The organism is Streptomyces sp. NPDC030809 (assembly GCF_055572195.1).
On record NZ_JBVIDV010000027.1, the window covers coordinates 1 to 24,669 of the forward strand.

Below are 24,669 nucleotides of genomic sequence, written 5' to 3' on the forward strand. Positions count from 1 at the left end.
GCCCCCCCCCCCCCTCCTTGGTGTGGTGTACCCTCCCCCCCACCCCCCAACTCCCTCCGACCTGGGCGGGGCTGGACGTGCCCTCGCCCGGGGCGGAAGCGGAAGGCCCGGCGGCGGGGCCGGTTGTGCCGCCGCCGCCCTGGGCGTGCGGGCCCGCGCCCGATCGCTGGGCCGCGTCGATGTCGGTCAGCATCGCCTCGGCCAAGTCGCGTTCGGCGGTGTAGTAGCGCTCCGCCCAGCGGAGGGTGAGGGCCGGGCCGGACCAGGCGGGGTCGGCGGCGGCGCGGGCCGCGTCCTCGCGGGCGCGGGTGCGCATGCCCTCGGCGAAGTCGCGGTGCCCGGTGAGGACGGCGCGCATCTCGGACGGGTCCAGGAGGTGGGCCAGCCAGAGCCGGAGCATCGGGCCGTGCTTGAGGACCGGCGGGTCCACCGGGCTCTCGCGGGCCCAGGCCCGGACCGCCGCCAGGCCCTCGTCCGTGATCCGGTACGTGCGCTTGCCGCGGCTGCCGGACTCCGGCGCCACCAGCCGGGAACGCGCGTACCCGGCCCGCTCCAGGCGGCGCAGTTCCCCGTAGATCTGGCTGAAGGACGGGCTCCAGTAGAAGAACCCGAGGGAGGCGTCCGCCCACTTCTTCAGGTCGTAGCCGGACAGTTCCCGGCCGAAGGAGAGCAGTCCGAGGACCGCCCAGCTGGTGGCGGGCAGCCCCGCCCCGTCGGCTGCACCCGCCCCGCCCGCCGCACCCGCCCCGCCCGCCGTGTCTGCCACGCGCGCAGTCTACGGCCGGGCCCCGGGCCGGGCACGGGCCTTCCCCTCGTACGCGCGGACTGCTACCTCTATGCCGATTCGGCATACCGGAGGGGGCAGTTGTGGACTCGCTCGACGGCAAGGTCGTGGTCGTCACCGGCGCGGCGCGCGGGCAGGGCGCGGCGGAGGCCCGGGCGTGCGCAGCCGCCGGCGCGCGCGTGGTCGTCACCGACGTGCGCGAGGCGGAGGGGCGGGCGGTCGCGGACGGACTCGGCGGGCAGGGCCTGTTCGTACCCCACGACGTCACCGACCCTGCCGCCTGGCAGACCGTCGTACGGGCCGCCGCCGCGGCCTTCGGCACCGTCTCGGCGCTGGTCAACAACGCGGCCCTGTGGCGCACCGCGCACGTGGAGGAGCAGGACCCCGCCGGGTTCGAGGAACTGCTGCGGGTGAACCTGATCGGCCCCTTCCTCGGCATCCGCGCCGTGGCCCCGCTGCTGCGCGCCGCGGGCGGCGGGTCGATCGTCAACATCTCCTCCACCGCCGGGCTCGTCGGCATCCCCCGCCATGCCGCCTACGGCTCCACGAAGTTCGCCCTCCGCGGGCTGACCCGCTCCGCCGCCCTGGACCTCGCCCCCGACGGCATCCGCGTGAACTCGGTGCACCCCGGGGCCGTGGACACCCCGATGGTGGCCGCGGCGGTGGCCGGCCGGGACTGGTCGCACGTCCCGCTCGGACGGATGGGCCGGCCCCGGGAGGTCGCAGAACTCGTCCGCTTCCTCTGCTCCGACGCCTCCTCGTACATCACCGGCGCGGAGTTCACGGTGGACGGCGGCAGCACAGCGGGGTGACCGGGGGCGGGGGGCCGGGGGTGGGCCCGGGCCCCAGGACGGCCGGGGCCGGGCCGGGGCTCCGGCCCGCGCCGGAGGCCGAGCGCCGCGAGCCGGAGGCGTGCGCCGCGGGCCAGGGCCGGGACGTCGGCCGGAGACCAGGGGGGTGCCGCGACACCGCGGCGGGGCCGGGGAACTAGGCGGAGGCCGACGCCGGGCGCCGGAGGCCGAGCACCGCGAGCCGAAGGCCGAGCACCGCGGGCCGAAGGCCGAGCACCGCGAGCCAGGGCCGGGACGACGGCCGGAGACCTGGGAGGTGCCCGGACACCGCGGCGGGAGCCGGGGGACGAGGTGGAGGCCGGGGCCCCGGGCCGGGGGCCAGGCGCCAGGCGCCACGGGCCAGGCGCCGGGCGCCGGGGAAGGGGGGCCAGGCGCCGGGGAACAGGGGGGCGCCCGGAGACCGGGGCTGGGGTCACGTTACGGCGGCCCGCCCCGGCGGGTAGAAATCCCCTGGCACAGCGATCCGGGGGGCACGCCATGCAGCACCACGTCCTGTCGCAGCTACCACCCATCCCGTGCCCGTTCCCCTCGCTCGTGCATCCGGCGGCGGACCTCGCCGAGGCCCATGTCCGCTACTACGGGCGGCGGTTCGGGCTGGTCACCACGCACGCGTCCGGCGAGCGCTTCGACCGCGCCGGCTACGGCCTGTTCGCCGCCCGCACCTCGCCCACGGCCTGCGACATCGAACTGCTCGCCGAATGGGCGGCCTGGCTGTTCCTCTTCGGCGACGAGTTCGACGAGTCGGGCCGCCCGCACGAGCGCGCCCTGCTCGTCGACGGGGTGGTCGACGAGGTCCGCGCCATCCTCACCCCCGACCTCGGCCCGCCCCCGCTCCGCCCGGCCAACCCCCTCACCGCGGCCCTCGCCGACATGTGGCCGCGCACCGCCCGCCGGATGAGCCACGCCTGGCGGCGCCGGTTCGCCCGGCACCTGTGCGCGTACGTGGGCATCTACCGCACCGAGATCGCGCACCGGCGGTTCGGGGACCCGCCCTCCTTCGAGGACTACCTGCCGTTCCGGCGGGTGGTCAGCGCCGTGGACACCTGCTGGGACATGATCGAAGCGGCCCAGGGGGAGAGCCTGCCCGAGGAGGTCGTGGGCCATCCGCTCTGCCAGGCCGTGCGGACCGCCGCCAACGACGTGACCTGCTGGACCAACGACATCATCTCCCTCAACAAGGAGCACGCCCGCGGGGACATGAACAACATCGTGGCCGTGCTGCGGCACGCCCACAGCCTCGGCTGGCCGGAGGCGGCCGAGCGGGCCGCGGGCATGGTCGCCGTCCGCACCCAGGACTACCTCGCCGCCCGCCGCGCCCTCGCGGAGTCCCCGGTCTCCACCGCGTACCTGGAACGCTGCCTGGACGCCATGTCCCACTGGATGGCCGGCAGCCGCGCCTGGCACCTGTGGTCCCACCGCTACCGCGACATCGAACACGGCCCGCCGCTGGAGGACCCGAGCTACTACGACCCGCTGCTGTGACCTCCTTCCGGGCCTGCCGGACGGTCCAGGAGAACGGCGAGCGAGGCGGCGAGGGCGTCGGCCGCACGGTCCGTGACCCGCTCGGCCAAGGGGCGCCGCAACAGCCCGAAGACCAGCGGCCCGCGGTACTCGGCGGGCTGGTCCGGCATCCGGGGCACCACGTGGAAGTGGACGTGCGCGAAGCCCTCCGCCTCCGCGAACTGCACCACGTACGTCTTCGCGCAGCCGGTCAGCTCCCGCAGCGCCCGCGACAGCCGCACCTGCCAGTGGCCGAGCGCGGCCGCCTCCGCGTCGGTGAGCTCGTGGACGGCGGTCACGTGGCGGCGCGGCAGCAGCACCAGCCAGCCCGGGAGGGCGGTGCCGGTCGCGTGGGCCACGCGCCAATGGGCGTCGAGGGCGATGCGCTCGCGCGGCGGGACGGCGGGGAGGCGGGCTTCCTGGGCGCAGGTGTAGCAGGGGGTGGCCGGAGGCGCGGCCCCGGCTCCCGGCCGGGCTCCGGTGGCGGTCACCGTACGGCCGTCCGGAGGGTCACCGTGTAGTGCTCCTCTACCTCGCCGCGCGGGAACTCCCTGGACAGCAGGGCGTGTTCCGCGATGAGGAAGTCGCGTGCGGCCTCCTGGCCCGGGAGCAGGAACAGGGAATGCGTGGCCAGCTTGGCGAGGTGGACGTCCACCGAGACGCGGCGGGACCAGCGCAGCCGGTGTTCGGTGAACTCCGGCCCGCCGGGCGGCAGGGTGTGGTCGGAGACGTACCAGCCGGGGCCGAAGCGGGCGTGCAGGCGGGCGTCCTGGGCGGCGATCCACGGCACCGCGGTGTCGGGCTCGTTCCAGAACAGGGCGAGGGTCCCGCCCGGGCGCAGCACCCGCAGCGCCTCGGGGACCGAGCGGGCCGGATCGGTCCAGTGGAAGGACTGGGCGTACGTGACGAACTCGGCGGAGCCGGTGGCCAGCGGCAGCCGGTTGCCGTCCCCGCGGACCACCGGCACGCCGGGCAGCCGGCGCCGGAACTCCGCCGCCATGCCGTCACCGGGCTCCACGCCGAGCACGTGCGCGCCGCGGGCGTGCAGGAGGGCCGTGGCGATGCCGGTGCCGGCGCCGATGTCGGCCACGCGGGCACCGCGGAGGGGGCGGGCCGCCTGCTGCTCCAGGGCGTCGAAGAGGGCGGGCGGGTAGGTGGGGCGGTACGCGCCGTACTGTTCGGCGGCGCGGTCGAAGGCGCGGGCGCGGGCGGGGTTCGTCATCCGCCCATCCTGGCGGGCGGGGGCACGCGGGGTGGCCGGATGCGGCCGCACGACCGGATTCCGCTGCGCGTTGCCCTGCGGGGAGGCTCCTCCCCCACCCCGCCCCTCCCCGAACCGGGGCTCCGCCCCGGACCCCGGTCCTCAAACGCCGGACGGGCTGGAATTCGCCGGAGCCGACACACCAACAGAGCCGGACCCCGCGGGGCACCTCAAGCCCCGCCGCCCCTTGAGGCGCGGGGCCCGGGGCGGAGCCCCGAACCCCTCCCAGCCCCGCCGCCCCCTGAAACGCATGGCCCAGGGCAGAACCCCGCACCCCTCCCAGCCCCGCCGACGTTCGAGGCGCGGGGTCCGGGGCGGAGCCCCGAATCTTTCCAGCCCCGCCGGCGCTTGAGGCGCGGGCCCAGGGCAGAACCCCGAACCCCTCCCAGCCCCGCCGACGTTCGAGGCGCGGGCCCAGGGCAGAACCCCGAACCCCTCCCAGCCCCGCCGGCGCTTGAGGCGCGGGGTCCGGGGCGGAGCCCCGAATCTTTCCAGCCCCGCCGGCGTTTGAGGCGCGGGGTCCGGGGCGGAGCCCCGGTTCGGGAAGGGGTGGGTCGGGGAGAGCCCCGCAGGGTCCCGGCCGCGCAGCACGCCCCGCCCCCTCCGGTCGGGTCCAGGTCACCCCCTGGGCGGTATCCGGGCAGCTCATTGCCCGTACACCCACCCCCTGGCCACGCTGAAGCGAACCCGCTCCCGACCGAAGGGAAACCCCATGCGCCTCCGCCTGGCCGCCACCCTCGCGGCCACCACCGCCCTGGCAGCCGCCACTGCCGCCCTCCCCGCCCAGGCCGCGGGCACCGCCCCGCCGCGCCCCACCCGGGACGCAACGGTCGCCGCCCCCGCCCCCCGCCCCGGCGTCCCCCTGGCCAAGAACGCCGTACGCGCCAAGCCGGACGCGCGTCTCGACCGCGAGGCGGCAGAGGCGGCGGATGCGGCGGCCGCCGCCGTCTACGGCTGGGTCCCCAACAACAGCTCCGGCCAGTGCCTCGCCGTACCGGGCGCCAGCCGGGTCCGCGGCACCGGCCTCATCCAGTGGCCCTGCCTCCCGGCCGACAAGGCCCGCGACCACTTCTGGACCGTGGAGCCGTGGGACGTCAACGGCAACCGCGTCTACCGCCTGGTCAACCTGAACCTCGGCGAAGGCAACATCCCGCAGTGCCTGGCGATCCCCGGCGGCAGCGGGTCCTGGGGGGTCCAGGCCATCCAGTGGGACTGCGGCCTCTGGCGGGACCACTTCTGGTGGAAGGTCCCCCGCCCGGGCGGCCAGCGCCTCGTGAACTACAACAGCGGCCTGTGCCTCGGAGTCGAGGGCAACAGCCAGACGCCGGGCGCCAAGGTCATCCAGTGGGGCTGCAAGGGCCCGAACGAGGACTGGCCGGACCACGTCTGGTGGTAGGTGTCCCTCACCCCTGAACCCGCCGCCCCGCGCTTTCATGGGGGCATGACGAGGACGAACAACTGGGCGGCGTTCGAGGCGGCGGAGCCGGAGTTCGCGGCGGTGGTGCGGAAGCGGTTCGGGCTGTACCCGCACCACGTCCTGGCCACCCTGCGCAAGGACGGCTCCCCGCGGGTGAGCGGCCTGAACGTGGAGATCCGCGGCGGCGAACTCTGGCTCGGCATGATGGCCGGCTCCCTGAAGGCCCGCGACCTCCGCCACGACCCCCGCTTCGCCATCCACTCCAACCCCGGCCCCGACGACACCATGCCCGACGGCGACGTCCGCATCTCCGGCACCGCCGTCGAACTCACCGACCCGCCCGAACTCCACCGCCTCGCCGAGGAGTCCCCGGAAAACGCCGACACCCACCCCTCCCACCTCTTCCGCGCCGAGCTCACAGAGGTCGTCCACACCACGGTCGACGGCGACACCCTGCTCATCACCACCTGGCACCCCGGCACCCGCCCCAAAACCCTCCGCCGCGGCAACGACGACGAACCGCCCCAGGAGGCCTGAGGTCCCGGCCGCACACCCGAGGCCGCGCGGCGGGCGGGAACGGGCCGGGCGCCCGCCCTCCCGGCCCGCCGCCCGGCCGTACGCCGCGGCCCGTACCGTGTGCGGAGACGCGGAGGAGCACGGGCACGGGCACGGGCAGGGCACGGGCAGGACACGGGCACGGGACGCGCACGGACACGGGACGCGCACGGCGAACCGCAGCGGACGGCGAGGAGTACTGCATGAGCGGCGAGGGATGGGTCAGCACCTCGGTCCCCTACGTGAAGCCGCAGGCGGAGGGAGCCTCCGACGCCTGGACGCAGGAAGCGGCGGCGCAGGGCCGGCGGGGCGGCCAGCGGATCGTGCGGGCCGGTGAGGAGAACGCCTCGGCGGAAGCCGCCGCGCTGCTCGGACTGGCGGTCGGCGAACCGGTCGTCGCGCGCCGCCGGATCATCGAACTCGACGGCGTGCCGGTCGAGTTGACCGACACGTACTATCCGGCTCGCATCGCCTCCGGGACCCGGCTGGCCGGGACGGCGAAGATCCCCGGCGGTGCCGTCACCCTCCTCGCCGAGCTCGGCCACACCGGTGTCCGCATCACCGAGGAGGTCACGGCCCTCCTCCCCACCGCCGAACAGTGCGAGCACCTGCGGATCGCGGAGACCGAGCCGGTCCTCCGCATCGGCCGCACCACCTCGGACGCCGAAGGCCGTCCGATCCAGGCGGACATCATGATCATGCCCGCCCACCGCCAGCGCCTGCGCTACGAGATGACGATCGGATGATCGCCACCCCGACCCGTGCCGACCACCTCCCCGACACCCACTGCGCCTCGACCCCCGCCTGACCCGAAACGCCACAGCGCCCGCTCCCTGGTCGGGGACAGCGGGCGCTGTGTCGAGTGCCGCACTTCGTTGTGCGGACCGTATGAGGGGTCCTCCCCCGACGGGGAGGGGTGTTGCCTCACGGCGGCGGGGCCACCCACCGACGGCCGGAGGCCGGCGCAGCCGGGCGAAGCCCGGGAGGCCGCCAGCGGCCGAGCGGTGCGAGCACGGCGTCCGGAAATGGTCCAGCGGGCGCTGTGTCGAGTGCCGCACTTCGTTGTGCGGACCGTATGAGGGGTCCTCCCCCGGAGGGGAGGGGTCCTGCGAAGGCCCAGCGGTCGGGCCGGCCGGAGTCAGACCGTCAGGGCGCGGTCCGTCGGCTTGACCGGGTACGGGAGGGTGCTCGCGCCCGTCAGGTAGCGGTCGACGCCGCGGGCCGCGGAGCGGCCTTCGGCGATCGCCCACACGATCAGGGACTGGCCGCGGCCCGCGTCGCCGGCGACGAAGACGCCGTCCACGTTGGTCGCGTACGACGCGTCGCGGGCGATGTTGCCGCGCTCGTCGAGCTCCAGGCCGAACTGCTCGACCAGGCCGTTGGAGCGGTCCGTACCGGTGAAGCCCATCGCCAGGGTGACCAGCTGCGCCGGGATCTTCCGCTCGGTGCCCGCCTGCTGGACCAGCTTGCCGTCCACGAACTCGACCTCGACGAGGTGCAGCCACTGGACGTTGCCGTCCTCGTCGCCCTCGAAGTGGGTGGTGGAGACGGAGTAGATCCGCTCGCCGCCCTCCTCGTGGGCCGAGGTGACCTTGTACAGCATCGGGAAGGTCGGCCAGGGCTGGGAGACCGCGTTCCGCTCCTCGTTCGGGCGGGGCATGATCTCCAGCTGGGTGACCGACAGGGCGCCCTGGCGGTGGGCGGTGCCGACGCAGTCCGCGCCGGTGTCGCCGCCGCCGATGACGACCACGTGCTTGCCCTCGGCCGTGATGGGGGGCGCCACGAAGTCGCCCTCCTGGACCTTGTTCGCGAGCGGCAGGTACTCCATCGCGAAGTGGACGCCGTTCAGCTCGCGGCCGGGGACCGGCAGGTCGCGGGAGACGGTCGCGCCCGCGGCGATGACCACCGCGTCGTACCGCTTGCGCAGCTGCGCGGCGTCGAGGTCGCGGCCGATCTCGACCCCGGTGCGGAACTTGGTGCCCTCCGCGCGCATCTGCTCGATGCGGCGGTTGATGTGCACCTTCTCCATCTTGAACTCGGGGATGCCGTACCGCAGCAGCCCACCGACGCGGTCCGCGCGCTCGAACACCGCCACGGTGTGGCCGGCCCGGGTCAGCTGCTGGGCGGCGGCCAGGCCGGCCGGGCCCGAGCCGATGACGGCGACGGTCTTGCCGGAGAGGCGGTCCGGGGGCTGCGGGGTGACGTTCCCCGAGTCCCAGGCCTTGTCGATGATCGAGACCTCGACGTTCTTGATGGTCACGGCGGGCTGGTTGATGCCCAGCACGCACGCGGACTCGCACGGGGCCGGGCAGAGCCGGCCGGTGAACTCCGGGAAGTTGTTCGTCGCGTGCAGCCGCTCCGACGCCGCGTTCCAGTCCTCGCGGTACGCGTAGTCGTTCCACTCGGGGATCAGGTTCCCCAGCGGACAGCCGTTGTGGCAGAACGGGATGCCGCAGTCCATGCAGCGTCCGGCCTGCTTGCTGATGATCGGCAGGAGGGAGCCGGGGACGTAGACCTCGTTCCAGTCCTTGAGGCGCTCGGCCACGGGACGGGAGCAGGCGGTCTCGCGCGGGGTGGTGAGGAAGCCCTTCGGGTCAGCCATGGGTCGCCGCCTCCATCATCTTCTCGGTGGTCTCGGACTCCGAGAGTCCGGCCCGCTCAGCGGCGTCCTTGGCGGCGAGCACTGCCTTGTACGTGGTCGGAATGATCTTGCTGAAGCGGGCCACCGCGGTGTCCCACTCCGCGAGGAGGGCCCGGGCAACGGTGGATCCGGTCTCCTCGTGGTGGCGGCGCACGACGTCGTGCAGCCACTCCTTGTCCGTGTCGGACAGCCCCTCGATCGCGTCCAGGTTGCCGACGTTGACGTGATCGCGGTTGAGGTCGATCACGTACGCGGTGCCGCCCGACATGCCGGCCGCGAAGTTGCGCCCGGTCTCGCCGAGGACGACCGCCTGGCCGCCGGTCATGTACTCGCAGCCGTGGTCGCCCACACCCTCCGAGACGACCAGCGCACCGGAGTTGCGGACGCAGAAGCGCTCGCCGGTGCGGCCGCGCAGGAACATCTCGCCGCCGGTCGCGCCGTAGCCGATGGTGTTGCCCGCGATGACCGAGTACTCGGCCAGGTGGTCGGCGGCCCGGTCCGGGCGGACGATCACGCGGCCGCCGGAGAGGCCCTTGCCGACGTAGTCGTTGGCGTCGCCCTCCAGGCGGAGGGTGATGCCGCGCGGCAGGAAGGCGCCGAAGGACTGGCCGGCCGAGCCGGTGAAGGTGAGGTCGATGGTGTCGGCGGGCAGGCCCGCACCGCCGAACTTCTTGGTGACCTCGTGGCCGAGCATGGTGCCGACGGTCCGGTTGATGTTCCGGATGGCGACCTGCGCCCGGACCGGCTGCGCCTCCTCGGCGGTCGCCGCGGCGAGCGCGTCGGCGGCCAGCTCGATGAGCTCGTTGTCGAGCGCCTTCTCCAGGCCGTGGTCCTGGGCGACGAGCGCGTGGCGGACCGCGCCCTGGGGCAGGTCCGGCACGTGGAAGAGGGGTTCGAGGTCGAGCCCCTGGGCCTTCCAGTGCGTGACGGCCTTGCTGGTGTCGAGCAGCTCGGCGTGGCCGACGGCCTCCTCGATGGAGCGGAAGCCCAGCTCGGCGAGGAGCTCGCGCACCTCCTCCGCGATGAACTCGAAGAAGTTGACGACGTACTCGGCCTTGCCGGAGAAGCGGTCGCGCAGGACCGGGTTCTGGGTGGCGATGCCGACCGGGCAGGTGTCGAGGTGGCAGACGCGCATCATGACGCAGCCGGAGACGACGAGCGGCGCGGTCGCGAAACCGAACTCCTCGGCGCCGAGCAGTGCGGCGATGACCACGTCGCGGCCGGTCTTGAGCTGGCCGTCGGTCTGGACGACGATCCGGTCGCGCAGGCCGTTGAGCAGCAGGGTCTGCTGGGTCTCGGCGAGGCCGAGCTCCCAGGGGCCGCCCGCGTGCTTGAGCGAGGTGAGCGGGGAGGCGCCGGTACCGCCGTCGTGGCCGGAGATGAGGACCACGTCCGCGTGCGCCTTGGAGACGCCCGCGGCGACCGTGCCGACACCGACCTCGGACACCAGCTTCACGTGGATGCGGGCGGCCGGGTTGGCGTTCTTGAGGTCGTGGATCAGCTGGGCCAGGTCCTCGATGGAGTAGATGTCGTGGTGCGGCGGCGGGGAGATCAGGCCGACGCCCGGGGTGGAGTGCCGGGTCTTGGCGACCCAGGGGTAGACCTTGTGGCCGGGCAGCTGGCCGCCCTCGCCGGGCTTGGCGCCCTGGGCCATCTTGATCTGGATGTCGTCCGCGTTGACCAGGTACTCGCTGGTGACGCCGAAGCGGCCGGAGGCGACCTGCTTGATCGCGGAGCGGCGCTCCGGGTCGTAGAGGCGCTCGGGGTCCTCGCCGCCCTCGCCGGTGTTGGACTTGGCGCCCAGCCGGTTCATGGCGATGGCGAGGGTCTCGTGCGCCTCCTGCGAGATGGAGCCGTACGACATGGCGCCGGTGGAGAAGCGCTTGACGATCTCGGAGACGGGCTCGACCTCGTCCACGGAGATGGCGGGGCGGTCGCTCCTGAAGCCGAACAGGCCGCGGAGCGTCATCAGGCGCTCGGACTGCTCGTTCACCCGGTCGGTGTACTTCTTGAAGATGTCGTACCGGCGGTTGCGGGTGGCGTGCTGGAGGCGGAAGACCGTCTCCGGGTCGAAGAGGTGCGGCTCGCCCTCGCGGCGCCACTGGTACTCGCCGCCGATCTCCAGCGCGCGGTGCGCCGGGGCGATGCCGGAGGCCGGGTACGCCTTGGCGTGGCGGGCGGCCACCTCCTTGGCGACGACCTCCAGGCCGGCGCCGCCGATCTTGGTGGCGGTGCCGTTGAAGTACGTGTCGACGAAGGCCTGGTCGAGGCCGACGGCCTCGAAGACCTGGGCGCCGCGGTAGGAGGCGACGGTCGAGATGCCCATCTTGGACATGACCTTCAGGACGCCCTTGCCGAGGGCGTAGATCAGGTTGCGGATGGCCTGCTCGGGCTCGATGTCCGACAGGAAGGTGCCGGCGCGCAGCAGGTCCTCGACGGACTCCATGGCCAGGTACGGGTTGACCGCGGCCGCGCCGTAGCCGATGAGCAGGGCGACGTGGTGGACCTCGCGGACGTCGCCGGCCTCGACCAGCAGGCCCACGTGGGTGCGCTGCTTGGTGCGGATGAGGTGGTGGTGGACCGCGGAGGTGAGCAGCAGCGAGGGGATCGGCGCGTGCTCGGCGTCCGAGTGGCGGTCGGAGAGGACGATGAGGCGGGCGCCGCCCTCGATGGCGGCGTCGGCCTCGGCGCGGATCTCCTCCAGCCGGGCGGCCAGGGCCTCGGCGCCGCCGCCGACCCGGTACAGGCCGGAGAGGGTGACGGCCTTCATGCCCGGCATGTCGCCGTCGGCGTTGATGTGGATGAGCTTGGCCAGCTCGTCGTTGTCGATCACCGGGAACGGCAGCATGATGTTGCGGCACGCGGCGGCGGCGGACTCCAGCAGGTTGGCCTGGGGGCCGATGTGGGAGCGCAGCGAGGTGACGAGCTCCTCGCGGATGGCGTCCAGCGGCGGATTGGTGACCTGCGCGAAGAGCTGGGTGAAGTAGTCGAAGAGCAGCCGGGGGCGCTCGGACAGGGCCGCGATCGGCGAGTCCGTGCCCATGGAGCCGATCGGCTCGGCGCCGGTGCGGGCCATCGGCGCGAGGATGACCTTGAGCTCTTCCTCGGTGTAGCCGAAGGTCTGCTGGCGGCGGGTGACCGAGGCGTGGGTGTGGACGATGTGCTCGCGCTCGGGCAGGTCCTCCAGCTCGATCTCGCCGCTCTCCAGCCACTCCGCGTACGGGGCGGCGGCGGCCAGCTCGGCCTTGATCTCGTCGTCCTCGATGATCCGCTTCTGGGCGGTGTCGACGAGGAACATCTTGCCGGGCTGCAGGCGGCCCTTGCGGACCACCTTGGCCGGGTCGATGTCGAGGACGCCGACCTCGGAGCCGAGGACGACGAGGCCGTCGTCGGTGACCCAGTAGCGGCCGGGGCGCAGACCGTTGCGGTCGAGGACCGCGCCGACCTGGGTGCCGTCGGTGAAGGTGACGCAGGCCGGGCCGTCCCAGGGCTCCATCATCGTGGAGTGGAACTGGTAGAAGGCCTTGCGGGCCGGGTCCATCGAGGTGTGGTTCTCCCACGCCTCGGGGATCATCATCAGCACCGCGTGGGGCAGCGAGCGGCCGCCGAGGTGCAGCAGCTCCAGCACCTCGTCGAAGGAGGCCGAGTCGGAGGCGTCCGGGGTGCAGATCGGGAAGATCCGCTCCAGCTTCTCCGCCGGGCCGAAGAGGTCCGAGGCGAGCTGGGACTCGCGGGCGCGCATCCAGTTGCGGTTGCCCTTGACCGTGTTGATCTCGCCGTTGTGCGCGACGAAGCGGTACGGGTGGGCGAGCGGCCAGCTCGGGAAGGTGTTGGTGGAGAACCGGGAGTGGACCAGGGCGACCGCGGAGGCGAAGCGGCGGTCGGAGAGGTCCGGGAAGAAGGGCTCCAGCTGGCCGGTGGTCAGCATGCCCTTGTAGACGATGGTGCGCGCCGACAGCGAGGGGAAGTAGACGCCGGCCTCGCGCTCGGAGCGCTTGCGCAGGACGAAGGCCTTGCGGTCCAGCTCGATCCCGGCGCTCCCGCCCCCGGCGACGAAGATCTGGGAGAACGCCGGCATGGTGGCGCGGGCGCCGTTGCCGAGGAGGTCGGGGGTGACGGGGACCTCGCGCCAGCCGAGGACCGTGAGGCCCTCCTCGGCGGCGATCGCCTCGATCTGCGCGACGGCCTGTGCGGAGCCGTCGGCGGGCAGGAAGGCGATGCCGACGGCGTAGGCGCCGGCCTCGGGGAGCTCGAATCCGGCGACCTCGCGGAGGAAGGCGTCCGGGACCTGGGACAGGATGCCGGCGCCGTCGCCCGAGTCGGGCTCGGAGCCGGTGGCGCCACGGTGCTCGAGGTTCCGCAGAACGGTCAGTGCCTGCTCAACGAGGGTGTGGCTGGCCTCGCCGGTGAGGTTCGCCACGAAACCGACGCCGCAGGCGTCCTTCTCGTTGCGCGGGTCGTACATGCCCTGCTGGGCGGGGCGACCGTCCATGGGCGACCAGGCGGTGGTGCTGGGGCCGGTCGCGGAGTGCGTGGATGCGGAACGCATCGGCTCTCCCGTCGTCGTCGTGGCATATGCAAGTGCCGAGGGACGACGTTGGCCCTCTGCGAAAAGTTCGTGCAGGTTACATGATGACCGCAATCCCGGTAACCGGATACTGCATTCCAGCATGCGGACCGCACGAGGCAGGAAAGGGGACCTTCTGCGGACGGATCGCGAGTCTTGGAGGTCCTGAGCGCGAAGTGGGCACCCTTGCCCGCGCGCCTCCGTCTCATGCCCGGCGTACACAGGATTGAAACAGCCGGGTAATGGATTACTTATGTTGCGTACTGCATAGTGTCTCACCTTCACGGCCCGGGGCCTAGGGCGGTACGCCCGGCCCGCCCGGGGCGTACGTCACACGATCCCGCAGTTCCGCGGCCTCGGCGCGGCATACGCGAGCAATGCCCGGTTCCCCCGGAGGTCGCGGGCAGAACCGGAGGCCGCGGCAAGACCGGAGGTCGCGGGCAAGACCGGAGGCCCGGGCCGATCGGCCCGGGCCTCCCCGGTCGTACGTCGCTGCGGCCCGCCCGCGGCGGGGCCGGGCGGTTCAGCCGACCGCGTGCCCGATCAGGGCGCCGATCCCGTACGTCACCGCGGCCGCGGCCCCGCCCAGGGCGAACTGCCGCAGGCCGCTGTACCACCAGGTGGAGGCGGTGACGCGGGCCACGACGGCGCCGCAGGCGAAGAGGCCGAGCAGGGCGAGGAGCACAGCCGGCCACAGGGCGGTCGCCCCGAGCAGGTACGGCAGGAGGGGCAGCAGCGCGCCGAGCGCGAAGGAGCCGAAGGAGGAGACGGCGGCCACCATCGGCGAGGGCAGGTCGTCGGGGTCGATGCCGAGCTCCTCGCGGGCGTGGATCTCCAGCGCCTGCTCCGGGTCCCGGGAGAGCTGCATGGCCACCTCGCGGGCGAGCGCGGGCTCGACCCCCCGGGAGACGTACAGCTCGGCGAGCTCTTCCATCTCGTCGACCGGGTGCTTGCGCAACTGCTGGCGCTCCACGTCGAGTTCGGCGAGGACCAGGTCGCGCTGCGAGGCCACGGAGGTGTACTCGCCGGCCGCCATCGAGAAGGCGCCGGCGGCGAGGCCGGCCAGGCCGGTGATGACGATGGTCTGCGGGGCGACGGCGCCGCCGGCCACACCGGTCATCAGGGCGAGGTTGGAGACCAGGCCGTCCATCGCGCCGAAGACCGCCGGACGCAGCCAGCCGCCGTTCACATCGCGGTGCGTGTGGTTGTCGCGGTGGGCTTCGTGCAGCGGTGCTTCGATGTCGATGATGGACATGTGGCTTTACTCCCCTTTTGCGCATGCGGAGGCCGTGAGGCATCCGGCTCCCCCTCAACACCTCGAAACTACGCACGATTTCCGATCCCCGCCAGCAAGGTAGGCCGTACTTACCTGCGGTTTTGGCCGCTGGCGACCGGGTGACCGGAGCGTTTCGCGCGCACCGACAAACCACATGCCATGGCACAAATCCCCCAAGGGCTCATGATGAGTCCCATCCAAGTGGAGAGGCGCGCCATGGAGCTGATTGCATGCAATCCGCAAGTCCTCCTCGAACGGGCCAGGGGCGCTCTTCTGGGACTGGCGGTGGGTGATGCGCTGGGCGCCCCCGCGGAGAACATGAAGCCGTCGGAGATCCGGGCCCGGTGGGGCCGCATCGAGGGTTTCGTCTCGGACGACCCGGCGGGTACGGACGACACCGAGTACGCCATCTTCTCGGGCCTGCTGCTGGCCCGGCACGGTTCGGCCCTGACGGTCGCGCACGTGGAACGCGCCTGGCACCACTGGATCGCGGACCTGGACGAGGGCCCGTTCCGCGGGGCCGGCTTCTCGGAACGGGGCACGCTGGAGAACCTGCGGCGGGGGCTGGCCGCACCGATCTCGGCCCAGCACCGGCACGCGTGGAGCGACGGCCTCGCGATGCGGGCGGCGCCGTTCGGGGTGTTCGCGGCGGGCCGGCCCGCGGAGGCGGCCCGGCTCGTGGCCATCGACGGCTGCGTCAGCCACGACGGCGAGGGGATCTACGGCGGACAGGCCGTGGCGGCCGGGGTCGCCGCCGCGATGGCCGGGGGCAGCGCGGCCGCGGTGGTGGCCGCCGCCCTGTCCGTGATCCCGTCCGACTCGTGGACGGCCCGCTCGCTGCGGCGGGCGGTGACGGCGGCCCCGCGCGGGGAACGGGCCGTCCGGTCCGCCGTCGTGATCGGCGGCTATCCCTGGACGGACCTGGCCCCGGAGGCGGTGGGCCTGGCCTTCGGCGCGTTCGCGGCGGCCGGCGGCGCGTTCGAGGACTCCGTGCTGACCGCAGTCAACATGGGCCGCGACGCCGACACCACCGCGGCGGTCGCAGGCGCCCTGTCCGGAGCGCTCTGCGGGGTCGCGGCCATCCCCGAGGCCTGGTCCTCGGCCATCGGCCCGGTCCGCGGCAGCTGCCTGCCCTCGATGCGCGGCCACCACGTCCTGGACATCGCCGACCTGCTCACCCCGGAAAGCGAGCCCGTCCGATGACCGGGCCCCTCGACCTGCCGCCACCGCGGCCCACGGCCACCCCGGACCCGGCACCGGCCCGGGACTCCGCGCCCCAGGCACCGGCGGGGCCGGAAAAGCTCCGGGGGCTCCGCCCCCGCACCCCCGCGCCCCCGTCGCCGGCGGGGCTCGAACGCGCCCCGCAGCATCCGGCCCCCGAGCCGGGCCGCGGCTTCCGGCCGGAGCCGGCGCTTCAGGCCCGTCCCGGGGGGCTTGAGGACCGGGGGCCGGGGCGGAGCCCCGGAACGGACGGCGGGCCGCGCCGGATCGAGGGCCTGCTGCTCGGCCTCGCCGCCGGTGACGCCGCCGGCTGGCCCGCCGCCCGGCACCGCGCCTCCCGCATGCCCGAGTGGACCCGCCGCCTCACCCGCGAACTCGACACCTTCGCCGAGCACAACGCGACCACCACCCTCCCGGTCCCGATCGCCCTCAACCAGCCCCCCGAGCCGCTCCGCCTCGGCCCCTCCGACGACGCCGAATGGGCCGCGTTCGTCGCCGAGTCGGTGCTGACCGCCGCCGGTTCGCTGCTCAGCGACCTGTCCCGGTCGCGTCGGATGCGCGCGGCGATCGACCTCGCCTGGAACGCCCTCGCCAGCGAGGTCGCCGCCGCCGCGGAACGCGCCCCCGAGGTGGAGTCCGCCGTACTGCCGCTGCGCGCGCGGATCTCCGTACGCGCCGGGCTCGGGAATCTCGCCGCCGGGCTGCGGCCGCCCGCCACCGGCCACGACAACCCGCACTACTTCGACGACGCGGCCTGCGTACGGGCCTGCGTCCTCGCGGTCGTGCACCCCGGCGACCCCCGGGCCGCGGCCGAACTGGCCGAGTTCGACGCCCGTTACACCCAGGACGGGGACGGGGTGCACGGTGCGCGGGCCATGGCCGCGGCCGTGGCGGCCGCACTCGGCGGGGCCGGGGTGGACGAGGCCGTGGCCGCCGCCCTCGCCCAGCTGCCCGAGGCCACCGAGATCGGCCGCAACGGGCGGCACGCGGTGCGGCTCGCGCGCGCCCTGCCCCCCGACGGCGGCGCGTTCGCCCTGGTCCCCACCCTGGAACACGAGATCGTCGACCACGTCTACAGCTACGGCATCGCCGCCGCAGAGACCGTGCCCGTGGCCCTGGCCCTGGCCACCGCCGCCCGGGGCCGGGTCACCGAGGCGGTGCCGGCCGCCGCCTGCCTGTCCCGGGTCGCCGACTCCGCCCCGGCCCTGGCCGGTGCGCTGACCGGTGCGCTCGGCGGCGGGGACGCCGTCCCCGCCGGCTGGCGCAACGCCTGCCGGACCCTGTCCGGCTGCGCGCTCCCCCGGCTCGCCGGTACCGACCTCGTGGAGCTCGCCGGACTGCTCGCCCGCTCCGAACTCACCTCACCCAAGGGATGATTCAGACATGACGCTCACTCTGGAGGAAAGGGTGGCCGGGAGTCTCGTCGGGGCCGCCGTCGCGGACGCGCTCGGCGGCCCGGTGGAGGGCTGGACCCCCGAGCAGATCGCCGAACGGCACGGCGGCCGGGTGCGCGGCATCGTCGGCCCCTTCCACGAGGACTGGCGTACGGCCCGCCCGATCGCCCCGTACCACAAGGGCGACGGGCACGTCACCGACGACACCCTCATGACGCACGCCCTGGTGCGCGTGTACGAGAAGGTGCGCGACCACCTCGACGCGTACGCCGTGGCCGACCACCTGGTGCCGGACCTGATCTCGGTCCCGCGCTGGATCCCGGAGCTGGAGGCGGAGGCCCTGCCCCTCCAGCGGATCTTCCTCGCCGAGAAGTGGATCGTGGCCCGCCTGCACTACGGGCACGTGGACCCGCGCGAGGCGGGCGCCGGCAACATCGTCAACTGCGGTGCCGCGATGTACATGGCGCCCGTGGGACTGGTCAACGCGGGCAATCCGGCGGGGGCGTACGCGGAGGCCCTGGACCTGGCCGGGGCGCACCAGTCCTCGTACGGGCGGGAGGCGGCCGGGGTGTTCGCCGCCGCGGTGGCGGCGGCCTGCGTGCCGGGGGCGACGGCGGGCTCGGTGGTGGACACCGTCCTGGCGCTGGCCAAGGACGGGACCCGGGCGGCGGTGGAGGCGGTGTGCGAAGAGGCGGCCCGGCACCGGGGGTTTGAATCGGCGCTGGCCCCGCTGCGGGCGGCGGTCGCGCCGTTCGACACGGTCGGGCCGGACTACCGCAACCCGTCCCTGGCCGCCCGACGGCCCTCTCGGCTGCACTCCGTCGAGGAGCTGCCGGTCGCCCTCGGGATGCTGCTGATCGCGGACGGCGCGTACGAGCCCGCCGTGCTGGGCGCGGTCAACTACGGCCGGGACTGCGACTCGATCGCCACGATGGCCGGGGCGGTGGCGGGGGCGCTGGGCGGGGAGGCCGGGATCCCGGAGGGCTGGTCGAAGCAGGTCGCGGAGGCCAGCCGGCTGGACCTGCACGCTCCGGCCGCGGCCCTGGCCGCGGTCGCCCGCGAGGTCTTCGCGCGGGACCTGCGGCGGCGGCGGGCCCACGAGTCGGCCTTCACGGCGATCGCGGTCCCTCGGTGAACGCCCTGCGGCTGACCTGGGCGCAGCCGGAGGACCTGGTCGGGCACGAGCTGCGGCAGGCGGCGGAGGACGGCCGGGACGCGGAGGGCATCCGCCGGGCCTGGCTGTCGGCGGGCGGGCACCCCGCCCCGCCGCGCGCCGGGGCCTCCCCCGCCGCCCCGACGCCGGAGCTGCGCGCCCTGGCCCTGCGCCTGCTCACCGAACTCGACGCGCTCCCCTCGGAGTTGGCGGAAAACGAACCTTCCACCCTGGGCGGGGTCGTGGCCTCCTGCCCCGACTGGCCCCCTGCGGTCCCCGCCGCCGCTGCCGTCCCCGCCGGGCCCGTCCCGGTTGCTGCCGCCGGGGCCGCGCCCGGCCCCGGGCCCGCGCTGGTGGCCCGGCTGGAGGCCGCGTGGGCCGGGCGGGCGGCCGGGTGCGTGCTGGGGAAGCCCGTGGAGAAGCTGCCGCTGGAGGCCATCCGGGCGCTCGGGCGGGCGGCCGGGAACTGGCCGCTGTCCTCCTGGTTCACCGAGAAGGGCGTGCCCGCAGCCCTGCTGGCCGCCCATCCCTGGAACCGGCGCAGCGCCGCCACCTCCCTCGCCGAGAACATCGACGGCGCGCCCGAGGACGACGACCTCAACTATCCGCTGCTGGGCCTGCGGCTGCTCCAGCGCCACGGCAAGGGGTTCACCACCCGCGACGTGGCACGGGTCTGGCTGGACGAGCTGCCGGCCGGGCGCACCTTCACCGCCGAGCGGATCGCGTACCGCAATCTGCTGCTCGGTCTGGAGCCCCCGCTGACGGCCACCCACCACAACCCGTTCCGGGAGTGGATCGGCGCGCTGATCCGCGCCGACGTCCACGGCTGGACCAACCCCGGGGACCCGGCGGCCGCCGCCCGGCAGGCGTACCGGGACGCCCGCCTGACGCACACGGCGAACGGGGTGTACGCGGCGATGTTCGCGGCGGCCGCCCTGGCGGAGGCCGCTTCGGGCACGGCCGACGTGCACACGGCGCTGCGCTCGGGGCTGGCGGTGGTGCCGCCGCGCTCCCGGCTGGCCGCGGCGGTCCGCTTCGGCATCGACGCGGCCTGCGCCCACGAGGACTTCGACCGGGTCGCGGACCTGCTGCACGCCCGTTACGGCCACCACCACTGGGTGCACGCCATCCCGAACACGGCTCTGATCGCGGCCGCCCTCACGCACGCCGACGGGGAGTTCGGCGCGTCCGTCTGCCGGGCCGTGTCCGGCGGCTGGGACACCGATTCGAACGGGGCCACCGCGGGCTCCCTCGCCGGGCTGCTCGCCGGTTCCGTGCACGCCCTCCCCCGGCAGTGGACGGCCCCGCTCCGGAACCGTCTCGCCACGACCGTGCCGGGTTTCGACGGCATCGGCTTCGACACCCTGGCCACCCTCACCGCACAGGAGGCAGCGACACCATGACACCGACACCGCCCGCTTCACCCGCCCCCGGCCCGGCCGCGGCCCCGGCCCCGGCCCGCGCGCCCGGCGGCGGCCCCGCCCGGATCGCCGTGCTGGGCAGCGCGAACATGGACCTGGTCGCCTACGTGGCGAAGGCGCCGCGCCGCGGGGAGACCGTCACGGGCCGGGAGTTCCGCACCGTCCCCGGCGGAAAGGGGGCCAACCAGGCGCTGGCCGCGGCCCGTTCGGGCGGCTCGGTGACCATGGTCGGGGCGGTCGGGGCGGACGGGTTCGGCGTACGGCTGCGGGCCGTGCTCGCCGAGGCCGGAGTGGACACGGCCGGGCTGCGGACCGTCGAGGGGGCGAGCGGCACGGCCCACATCACGGTGGACGACGAGGGCGGGAACGCGATCGTGGTGGTGCCGGGGGCGAACGGCACGGTCACCGGCCTGGAGGCCGGGGACGAGGACCGCATCGCGGCGGCGGGAGCCCTGCTGCTCCAGCTGGAGCTGCCGATGGCGGGGGTGCTGGCCGGGGCCTGCGCGGCGCGCGCCCGCGGGGTCCGTACGGTGCTCACCCCCGCTCCCGCCCAGCCGCTGCCCGCCGAACTGCTGGCGCTGACGGACCTGTTGGTGCCGAACGAGCACGAGGCGGCGGCGCTGACGGGGTGCACGGACCCGCGGCAGGCGGCGGAGGCGCTGCTGCACGACGTGCCGGAGGTGGTGATCACCCTGGGTGCGGCGGGCTGCCTGTACGCGGCGCGCGGGGCGGATCCGTACACCGTCGCGGCGCCGCGGGTGCGGGCGGTGGACACGACGGCCGCCGGGGACACGTTCACGGGGGCCCTGGCGGTGGCGCTCGGCGAGGGGCGGCCGGTGCGGGAGGCGCTGGGCTGGGCCTGTGCGGCCGCGGCGCTGTCGGTGCAGCGGCCTGGGGCCTCCGCCTCGATGCCGGAGCGTGCCGAGATCGATGCTCTCGCCTCGGAGCAGCGCTCATGAGCACTGCTCCGCACCCCGCGCCTGCCCCGTCGGCCGCCCCGCCGGCCGGATCGCCCGCCGGCCCGCCCGCCGGTCCCCTCGCCGGGCTGCGGGTCCTCGACCTCGCCACGCTGTTCGCCGGACCGCTCGCCGCCACCCTGCTCGGCGACTTCGGCGCCGAGGTGGTCAAGATCGAGCACCCCCGCCGCCCCGACCCCTCCCGGGGCCACGGCCCCGCCAAGGACGGCATCGGCCTGTGGTGGAAGCTGCTCGGCCGCAACAAGCGCACGATGACCCTGGACCTGTCCGCCCCCGGCGGCCGCGAGGTGCTCCTCCGGCTGGCCGCCTCGGCCGACGTGGTCATCGAGAACTTCCGCCCCGGCACCCTGGAGAGATGGGGCCTCGGCTGGCCGGAGCTGTCGGCCGCCAACCCCCGCCTGGTGCTGGCCCGCGTGACCGGCTTCGGGCAGTTCGGCCCGTACGCGCACCGCCCCGGGTTCGGCACCCTCGCCGAGGCCATGAGCGGGTTCGCGGCGATGACGGGCGAGCCGGAGGGCCCGCCCACCCTGCCGCCGTTCGGCCTGGCCGACTCCATCGCCGCGCTGGCCACGGCGTACGCCGTCATGACCGCACTCGCGGCCCGCACCGGCACCGGCCGCGGGCAGGTGGTGGACCTGGCGATCATCGAGCCGATCCTCACCGTGCTCGGCCCGCACCCGCTCTGGTACGACCAGCTCGGCTACGTCCAGCCGCGGACCGGGAACCGGTCCACCAACAACGCCCCGCGCAACACGTACCGCACGATCGACGGCCGCTGGCTCGCCGTCTCCACCTCGGCCCAGTCCATCGCGGAGCGGGTGCTGCGCCTGGTGGGGCGGCCCGAGCTGATCTCCGAGCCCTGGTTCGGCACGGGCACCGGCCGGGCCCAGCACTCCGCCGTGCTCGACGAGGCGGTCGGCGGCTGGATCGCCCGGCACAAGGCCGACGAGGTGGTGGCCGCCTTCGAAGAGGCCGAGGCGGCGGTGGCCCCCGTCTACGACGTCCGGGACGTCATGGCGGACCCGCAGTTCGAGGCCCTCGGCACGATCACGGAGGTGCCCGACCCCGAGCTGGGTCCGCTGCGGATGCAGAACGTGCTGTTCCGGCTGTCCGAGACCCCCGGGGCCATCCGCTGGGCGGGCCGCCCGCACGGTGCGGACACCGACGCGGTCCTCGCCGAGCTGGGCCTCGCCCCGGCCGAGGTCGCCGCCCTGCGGGAAGGCGGCGTGCTGTGACCCGCACCCTGCCGCTGACCTGGCTGTACGCGCCCGGAGACCGGCCGGAGGTGGTGGCCAAGGCGCTCGGCGCGGGGGCGGACGTGGTGATCGTGGACCTGGAGGACGCGGTCGCCCCGGACCGCAAGGAGTACGCCCGCTCCGCCACCGCCGAACTCCTCGCCGCGCGGCCGGCGGTGCCGGTGCACGTGCGCGTCAATGCACCGGGCTCCCCCTGGGCGGAGGAGGACCTGCGGGCACTGGCCGGGCTGCGCGGGCTCTCCGCCCTCCGGCTGCCGAAGATCACCGGCCCGGCCGAGGTGGTCCGGGTCGCCGACCGCACCGGCGGCACCGCCCTGTACGCCCTGCTGGAGTCCGCGCTCGGCATCGAGCGGGCGTACGAGATCGCCCGGGCCCATCCGGCACTGCGCGGTCTGGCGCTGGGCGAGGCCGACCTCCGCGCGGACCTGGGGGTGACCGCCGAAGCGGGGCTGGACTGGTCGCGCTCGCGGGTGGTCGTGGCGGCCCGGGCGGCCGCCCTGCCCCCGCCGACGCAGTCCGTCTTCCCCGACGTGCGCGACCTCGACGGGCTCGCGGGCTCCTGCGCACGGGGGCGGGCGCTGGGCTTCCTGGGGCGGGCGGCGATCCACCCCCGGCAGCTGCCGGTGATCGAACGGGCCTTCCTGCCCTCGGCCGCGGAGGTGGACGCGGCGCGGGAGGTCCTGGACGCGGCCCGGGACTCGCCGGGGGCGGCGGCCCTTCCGGACGGGCGGTTCGTGGACCCGGCGGTGGTAGCGGCCGCGCGGCGGGTGCTGGCGCTGTCGCTGCGGGAGGGATAAGCCGTTGCCGCGGGGCGGGGCGGGGCGGATCATGGCGGGCATGCCAGGACAGCGCAAGCGCAAGCAGCAGCGGTTACGGGAGGCCAGGGCGCGGGATGCGGCGGCTGCCGAGCGGGCCGGGCGGTGGGAGGTGCTCTTCCGGACGGAGGATCCGGGCGAGTACCGGGAGTTCGTGCGGACGCTGCGCGGGATGCGGCCGGGGATTGCGGCCGACGATCTGCGCGGGGACGTGTTCTGCGGGCGCCTCGCCCACCCCACGGTGTACCGGCTGAGCGTGTTCGTCCCGACCGGTTCCGACGTCCCGGAGCTCCGGCCCGCACCCCGCGCCTCAAACGCCGGCGGGGCTTGATTCCGCCCCGCCGGATCCCGCACCCGGGCGGAGCCGGAACACGCCCCTCGTGATCCGGCAGCGGAGCGCGGGACGCCCCGGGCACGCGAAGAGGCCGGCCACCCTCGGATGGCCGGCCTCTTCGCTGCGTCAGAGCTTCTTCGCCTCGGCGGGCTCGCCGGCCTCGGCCTTCGGCTCGGCGGCCTTGGTCAGGACGGCCTTGCCGGTCTCGGGCTCGTCCGCCTCGGCCGGGGCGGCCTCTTCGGCCTTCGGCTCGCCGGCCTCGGCCGTCGCGGACTCGGGGGCGGACTCGTCTCCGCCGTCCTCGGCCTCGGCGGCTTCGGAGGCGGACTCGTCTTCGCCGCCCTTGGCCTCGGCGGGCTTGTCGCCCTCCCCGTCGTCCGCGGCTCCGGAGGTCTCCGGGCGCTCCGGTTCCACGATCTCCTCGCGGCCCGGGCGGAAGCGGGCGGAGAGGACGAAGTACGTGACGGCCAGGAGGAAGACCACGATCGCGGTCCACACGTTCAGGCGCAGGCCCAGGACGTGGTGGGCCTCGTCCACGCGCAGGTACTCGGTCCAGACGCGGCCCGCGCAGTACCCGGCGACGTACACCGCGAAGGCGCGGCCGTGGCCCAGCTTGAAGCGGCGGTCGGCCCAGATCACCAGGACGGCGACGAACACGCACCACAGCGACTCGTACAGGAAGGTCGGGTGGTAGGTGCCGGCCACCCGGTTCGGGCCGTCGCTGATCTCCAGGGCCCACGGCAGATCGGTGGCCCGGCCGTACAGCTCCTGGTTGAACCAGTTGCCCCAGCGGCCGATGGCCTGCGCCAGCGCGATGCCCGGGGCCAGGGCGTCGGCCCAGGCCGGCAGCGGGATCCCGCGCCGGCGGCAGCCGATCCAGGCACCCACCGCACCGAGCGCGATGGCGCCCCAGATGCCGAGGCCGCCCTCCCAGATCTTGAAGGCGTCGACCCAGTTCTCACCCTCGCTGAAGTACAGCTGGTAGTCGGTGATCACGTGGTACAGGCGCCCGCCGACGAGGCCGAAGGGCACCGCCCAGACGGCGATGTCGGCGACCGTGCCCGGCTTGCCGCCGCGCGCGATCCAGCGCTTGTTGCCGAGCCAGACGGCGACGAAGACGCCGATGATGATGCAGAACGCATAGCCGCGCAGCGGGATCGGTCCGAGGTGGACCACGCCGGTCGACGGGCTGGGGATGAAGGCAAGTTCCATGGCAGCACCGACGGTACCTTGCCGGACCGTGGCG

At 74.6% G+C, this 24,669-nt stretch carries 20 protein-coding genes; 13 read left to right on the top strand and 7 right to left on the bottom strand.

What is annotated here, in order from left to right; all coding sequences use genetic code 11:
* On the bottom strand, window positions 1-766 hold a 766-nt coding region (locus ACZ407_RS29225; RefSeq protein ID WP_468133448.1), incomplete at its 3' end, for a PadR family transcriptional regulator.
* Window positions 767-867: 101 nt separating this feature from the next.
* Between ACZ407_RS29225 and ACZ407_RS29230 the strand changes: the two genes are divergently transcribed.
* Both ACZ407_RS29230 and ACZ407_RS29235 read left to right on the top strand, forming a co-directional pair.
* Window positions 868-1,596, top strand: a complete 729-nt coding sequence (locus ACZ407_RS29230) for an SDR family NAD(P)-dependent oxidoreductase (RefSeq protein WP_468133450.1) — start codon at window positions 868-870, stop codon at window positions 1,594-1,596.
* 516 nt (window positions 1,597-2,112) lie between these two features.
* Entirely contained in the window at window positions 2,113-3,117 is a 1,005-nt protein-coding gene (locus tag ACZ407_RS29235; RefSeq protein ID WP_468133452.1) for a terpene synthase family protein, read from the top strand.
* Here ACZ407_RS29235 and ACZ407_RS29240 read toward each other — a convergent pair.
* Both ACZ407_RS29240 and ACZ407_RS29245 read right to left on the bottom strand, forming a co-directional pair.
* The gene (locus ACZ407_RS29240) at window positions 3,099-3,626 is read right to left on the bottom strand and encodes an HIT family protein (RefSeq protein ID WP_468133454.1); all 528 of its coding nucleotides are present in this window, start codon (window positions 3,624-3,626) and stop codon (window positions 3,099-3,101) included. The two genes, ACZ407_RS29235 and ACZ407_RS29240, sit on opposite strands and share 19 nt — an antisense overlap.
* Window positions 3,623-4,357, bottom strand: coding sequence for a class I SAM-dependent methyltransferase (locus ACZ407_RS29245; RefSeq protein WP_468133456.1), 735 nt, complete (start codon window positions 4,355-4,357; stop codon window positions 3,623-3,625). Before ACZ407_RS29245 ends, ACZ407_RS29240 begins: the two co-directional genes overlap by 4 nt.
* A 751-nt stretch (window positions 4,358-5,108) precedes the next feature.
* Here ACZ407_RS29245 and ACZ407_RS29250 point away from each other — a divergent pair.
* The 3 genes from ACZ407_RS29250 (at window position 5,109) to ACZ407_RS29260 (ending at window position 7,114) form a co-directional block, all read left to right on the top strand.
* A complete protein-coding gene (locus ACZ407_RS29250; protein ID WP_468133458.1) occupies window positions 5,109-5,792 on the top strand; it encodes an RICIN domain-containing protein in 684 nt (227 codons plus the stop codon).
* A 45-nt stretch (window positions 5,793-5,837) separates the two neighbouring features.
* Complete coding sequence (locus ACZ407_RS29255) at window positions 5,838-6,350, top strand: pyridoxamine 5'-phosphate oxidase family protein (protein ID WP_468133460.1); 513 nt, start codon at window positions 5,838-5,840, stop codon at window positions 6,348-6,350.
* A 221-nt stretch (window positions 6,351-6,571) separates the two neighbouring features.
* Window positions 6,572-7,114, top strand: coding sequence for a UTRA domain-containing protein (locus ACZ407_RS29260; RefSeq protein ID WP_468133462.1), 543 nt, complete (start codon window positions 6,572-6,574; stop codon window positions 7,112-7,114).
* 392 nt (window positions 7,115-7,506) lie between these two features.
* On the opposite strand, the gene ACZ407_RS29265 is transcribed toward ACZ407_RS29260, so the two are convergent.
* The 3 genes from ACZ407_RS29265 to ACZ407_RS29275 form a co-directional block, all read right to left on the bottom strand.
* Window positions 7,507-8,970, bottom strand: a complete 1,464-nt coding sequence (locus ACZ407_RS29265; RefSeq protein WP_468133464.1) for a glutamate synthase subunit beta — start codon at window positions 8,968-8,970, stop codon at window positions 7,507-7,509.
* Complete coding sequence (gene gltB / locus ACZ407_RS29270; protein ID WP_468133612.1) at window positions 8,963-13,501, bottom strand: glutamate synthase large subunit; 4,539 nt, start codon at window positions 13,499-13,501, stop codon at window positions 8,963-8,965. Before gltB ends, ACZ407_RS29265 begins: the two co-directional genes overlap by 8 nt.
* 598 nt (window positions 13,502-14,099) lie before the next feature.
* A complete protein-coding gene (locus tag ACZ407_RS29275; protein ID WP_468133466.1) occupies window positions 14,100-14,831 on the bottom strand; it encodes a VIT1/CCC1 transporter family protein in 732 nt (243 codons plus the stop codon).
* A 237-nt stretch (window positions 14,832-15,068) separates the two neighbouring features.
* Between ACZ407_RS29275 and ACZ407_RS29280 the strand changes: the two genes are divergently transcribed.
* The 8 genes from ACZ407_RS29280 to ACZ407_RS29315 are packed head-to-tail and all read left to right on the top strand — an operon-like array spanning window position 15,069 to window position 23,420.
* Window positions 15,069-16,055: an ADP-ribosylglycohydrolase family protein gene (locus ACZ407_RS29280; RefSeq protein ID WP_468133468.1), complete on the top strand. Its 987-nt coding sequence runs from the start codon at window positions 15,069-15,071 to the stop codon at window positions 16,053-16,055.
* Entirely contained in the window at window positions 16,052-17,449 is a 1,398-nt protein-coding gene (locus tag ACZ407_RS29285) for an ADP-ribosylglycohydrolase family protein (protein ID WP_468133470.1), read from the top strand. Before ACZ407_RS29280 ends, ACZ407_RS29285 begins: the two co-directional genes overlap by 4 nt.
* A gap of 7 nt (window positions 17,450-17,456) precedes the next feature.
* A complete protein-coding gene (locus ACZ407_RS29290) occupies window positions 17,457-18,602 on the top strand; it encodes an ADP-ribosylglycohydrolase family protein (protein ID WP_468133472.1) in 1,146 nt (381 codons plus the stop codon).
* On the top strand, window positions 18,599-20,023 hold the full coding sequence (locus tag ACZ407_RS29295) for an ADP-ribosylglycohydrolase family protein (protein WP_468133474.1): 1,425 nt from the start codon (window positions 18,599-18,601) through the stop codon (window positions 20,021-20,023). Before ACZ407_RS29290 ends, ACZ407_RS29295 begins: the two co-directional genes overlap by 4 nt.
* A complete protein-coding gene (gene rbsK / locus ACZ407_RS29300) occupies window positions 20,020-21,000 on the top strand; it encodes a ribokinase (protein ID WP_468133476.1) in 981 nt (326 codons plus the stop codon). Before ACZ407_RS29295 ends, rbsK begins: the two co-directional genes overlap by 4 nt.
* Window positions 20,997-22,253, top strand: coding sequence for a CaiB/BaiF CoA transferase family protein (locus ACZ407_RS29305; protein ID WP_468133478.1), 1,257 nt, complete (start codon window positions 20,997-20,999; stop codon window positions 22,251-22,253). Before rbsK ends, ACZ407_RS29305 begins: the two co-directional genes overlap by 4 nt.
* Window positions 22,250-23,071, top strand: coding sequence for an HpcH/HpaI aldolase/citrate lyase family protein (locus ACZ407_RS29310; RefSeq protein WP_468133480.1), 822 nt, complete (start codon window positions 22,250-22,252; stop codon window positions 23,069-23,071). Before ACZ407_RS29305 ends, ACZ407_RS29310 begins: the two co-directional genes overlap by 4 nt.
* Before the next feature lie 40 nt (window positions 23,072-23,111).
* Window positions 23,112-23,420, top strand: a complete 309-nt coding sequence (locus tag ACZ407_RS29315) for a hypothetical protein (RefSeq protein ID WP_468133482.1) — start codon at window positions 23,112-23,114, stop codon at window positions 23,418-23,420.
* 129 nt (window positions 23,421-23,549) lie between these two features.
* Here the strand turns inward: ACZ407_RS29315 and lgt are convergent, their stop codons facing one another.
* Window positions 23,550-24,635, bottom strand: a complete 1,086-nt coding sequence (lgt, locus tag ACZ407_RS29320; protein WP_468133484.1) for a prolipoprotein diacylglyceryl transferase — start codon at window positions 24,633-24,635, stop codon at window positions 23,550-23,552.
* Window positions 24,636-24,669 lie beyond the last annotated feature (34 nt).

Bases quoted from the DNA above. Each gene is read 5' to 3' on its own strand.
- rbsK (WP_468133476.1), top strand. From the start codon at position 20,020: ATGACACCGACACCGCCCGCTTCACCCGCCCCCGGCCCGGCCGCGGCC.
- lgt (WP_468133484.1), bottom strand. From the start codon at position 24,635: ATGGAACTTGCCTTCATCCCCAGCCCGTCGACCGGCGTGGTCCACCTC.
- ACZ407_RS29265 (WP_468133464.1), bottom strand. From the start codon at position 8,970: ATGGCTGACCCGAAGGGCTTCCTCACCACCCCGCGCGAGACCGCCTGC.
- ACZ407_RS29315 (WP_468133482.1), top strand. From the start codon at position 23,112: ATGCCAGGACAGCGCAAGCGCAAGCAGCAGCGGTTACGGGAGGCCAGG.
- ACZ407_RS29245 (WP_468133456.1), bottom strand. From the start codon at position 4,357: ATGACGAACCCCGCCCGCGCCCGCGCCTTCGACCGCGCCGCCGAACAG.
- ACZ407_RS29235 (WP_468133452.1), top strand. From the start codon at position 2,113: ATGCAGCACCACGTCCTGTCGCAGCTACCACCCATCCCGTGCCCGTTC.
- ACZ407_RS29260 (WP_468133462.1), top strand. From the start codon at position 6,572: ATGAGCGGCGAGGGATGGGTCAGCACCTCGGTCCCCTACGTGAAGCCG.
- ACZ407_RS29285 (WP_468133470.1), top strand. From the start codon at position 16,052: ATGACCGGGCCCCTCGACCTGCCGCCACCGCGGCCCACGGCCACCCCG.
- gltB (WP_468133612.1), bottom strand. From the start codon at position 13,501: ATGGACGGTCGCCCCGCCCAGCAGGGCATGTACGACCCGCGCAACGAG.
- ACZ407_RS29305 (WP_468133478.1), top strand. From the start codon at position 20,997: ATGAGCACTGCTCCGCACCCCGCGCCTGCCCCGTCGGCCGCCCCGCCG.
- ACZ407_RS29275 (WP_468133466.1), bottom strand. From the start codon at position 14,831: ATGTCCATCATCGACATCGAAGCACCGCTGCACGAAGCCCACCGCGAC.
- ACZ407_RS29280 (WP_468133468.1), top strand. From the start codon at position 15,069: ATGGAGCTGATTGCATGCAATCCGCAAGTCCTCCTCGAACGGGCCAGG.
- ACZ407_RS29290 (WP_468133472.1), top strand. From the start codon at position 17,457: ATGACGCTCACTCTGGAGGAAAGGGTGGCCGGGAGTCTCGTCGGGGCC.
- ACZ407_RS29255 (WP_468133460.1), top strand. From the start codon at position 5,838: ATGACGAGGACGAACAACTGGGCGGCGTTCGAGGCGGCGGAGCCGGAG.
- ACZ407_RS29250 (WP_468133458.1), top strand. From the start codon at position 5,109: ATGCGCCTCCGCCTGGCCGCCACCCTCGCGGCCACCACCGCCCTGGCA.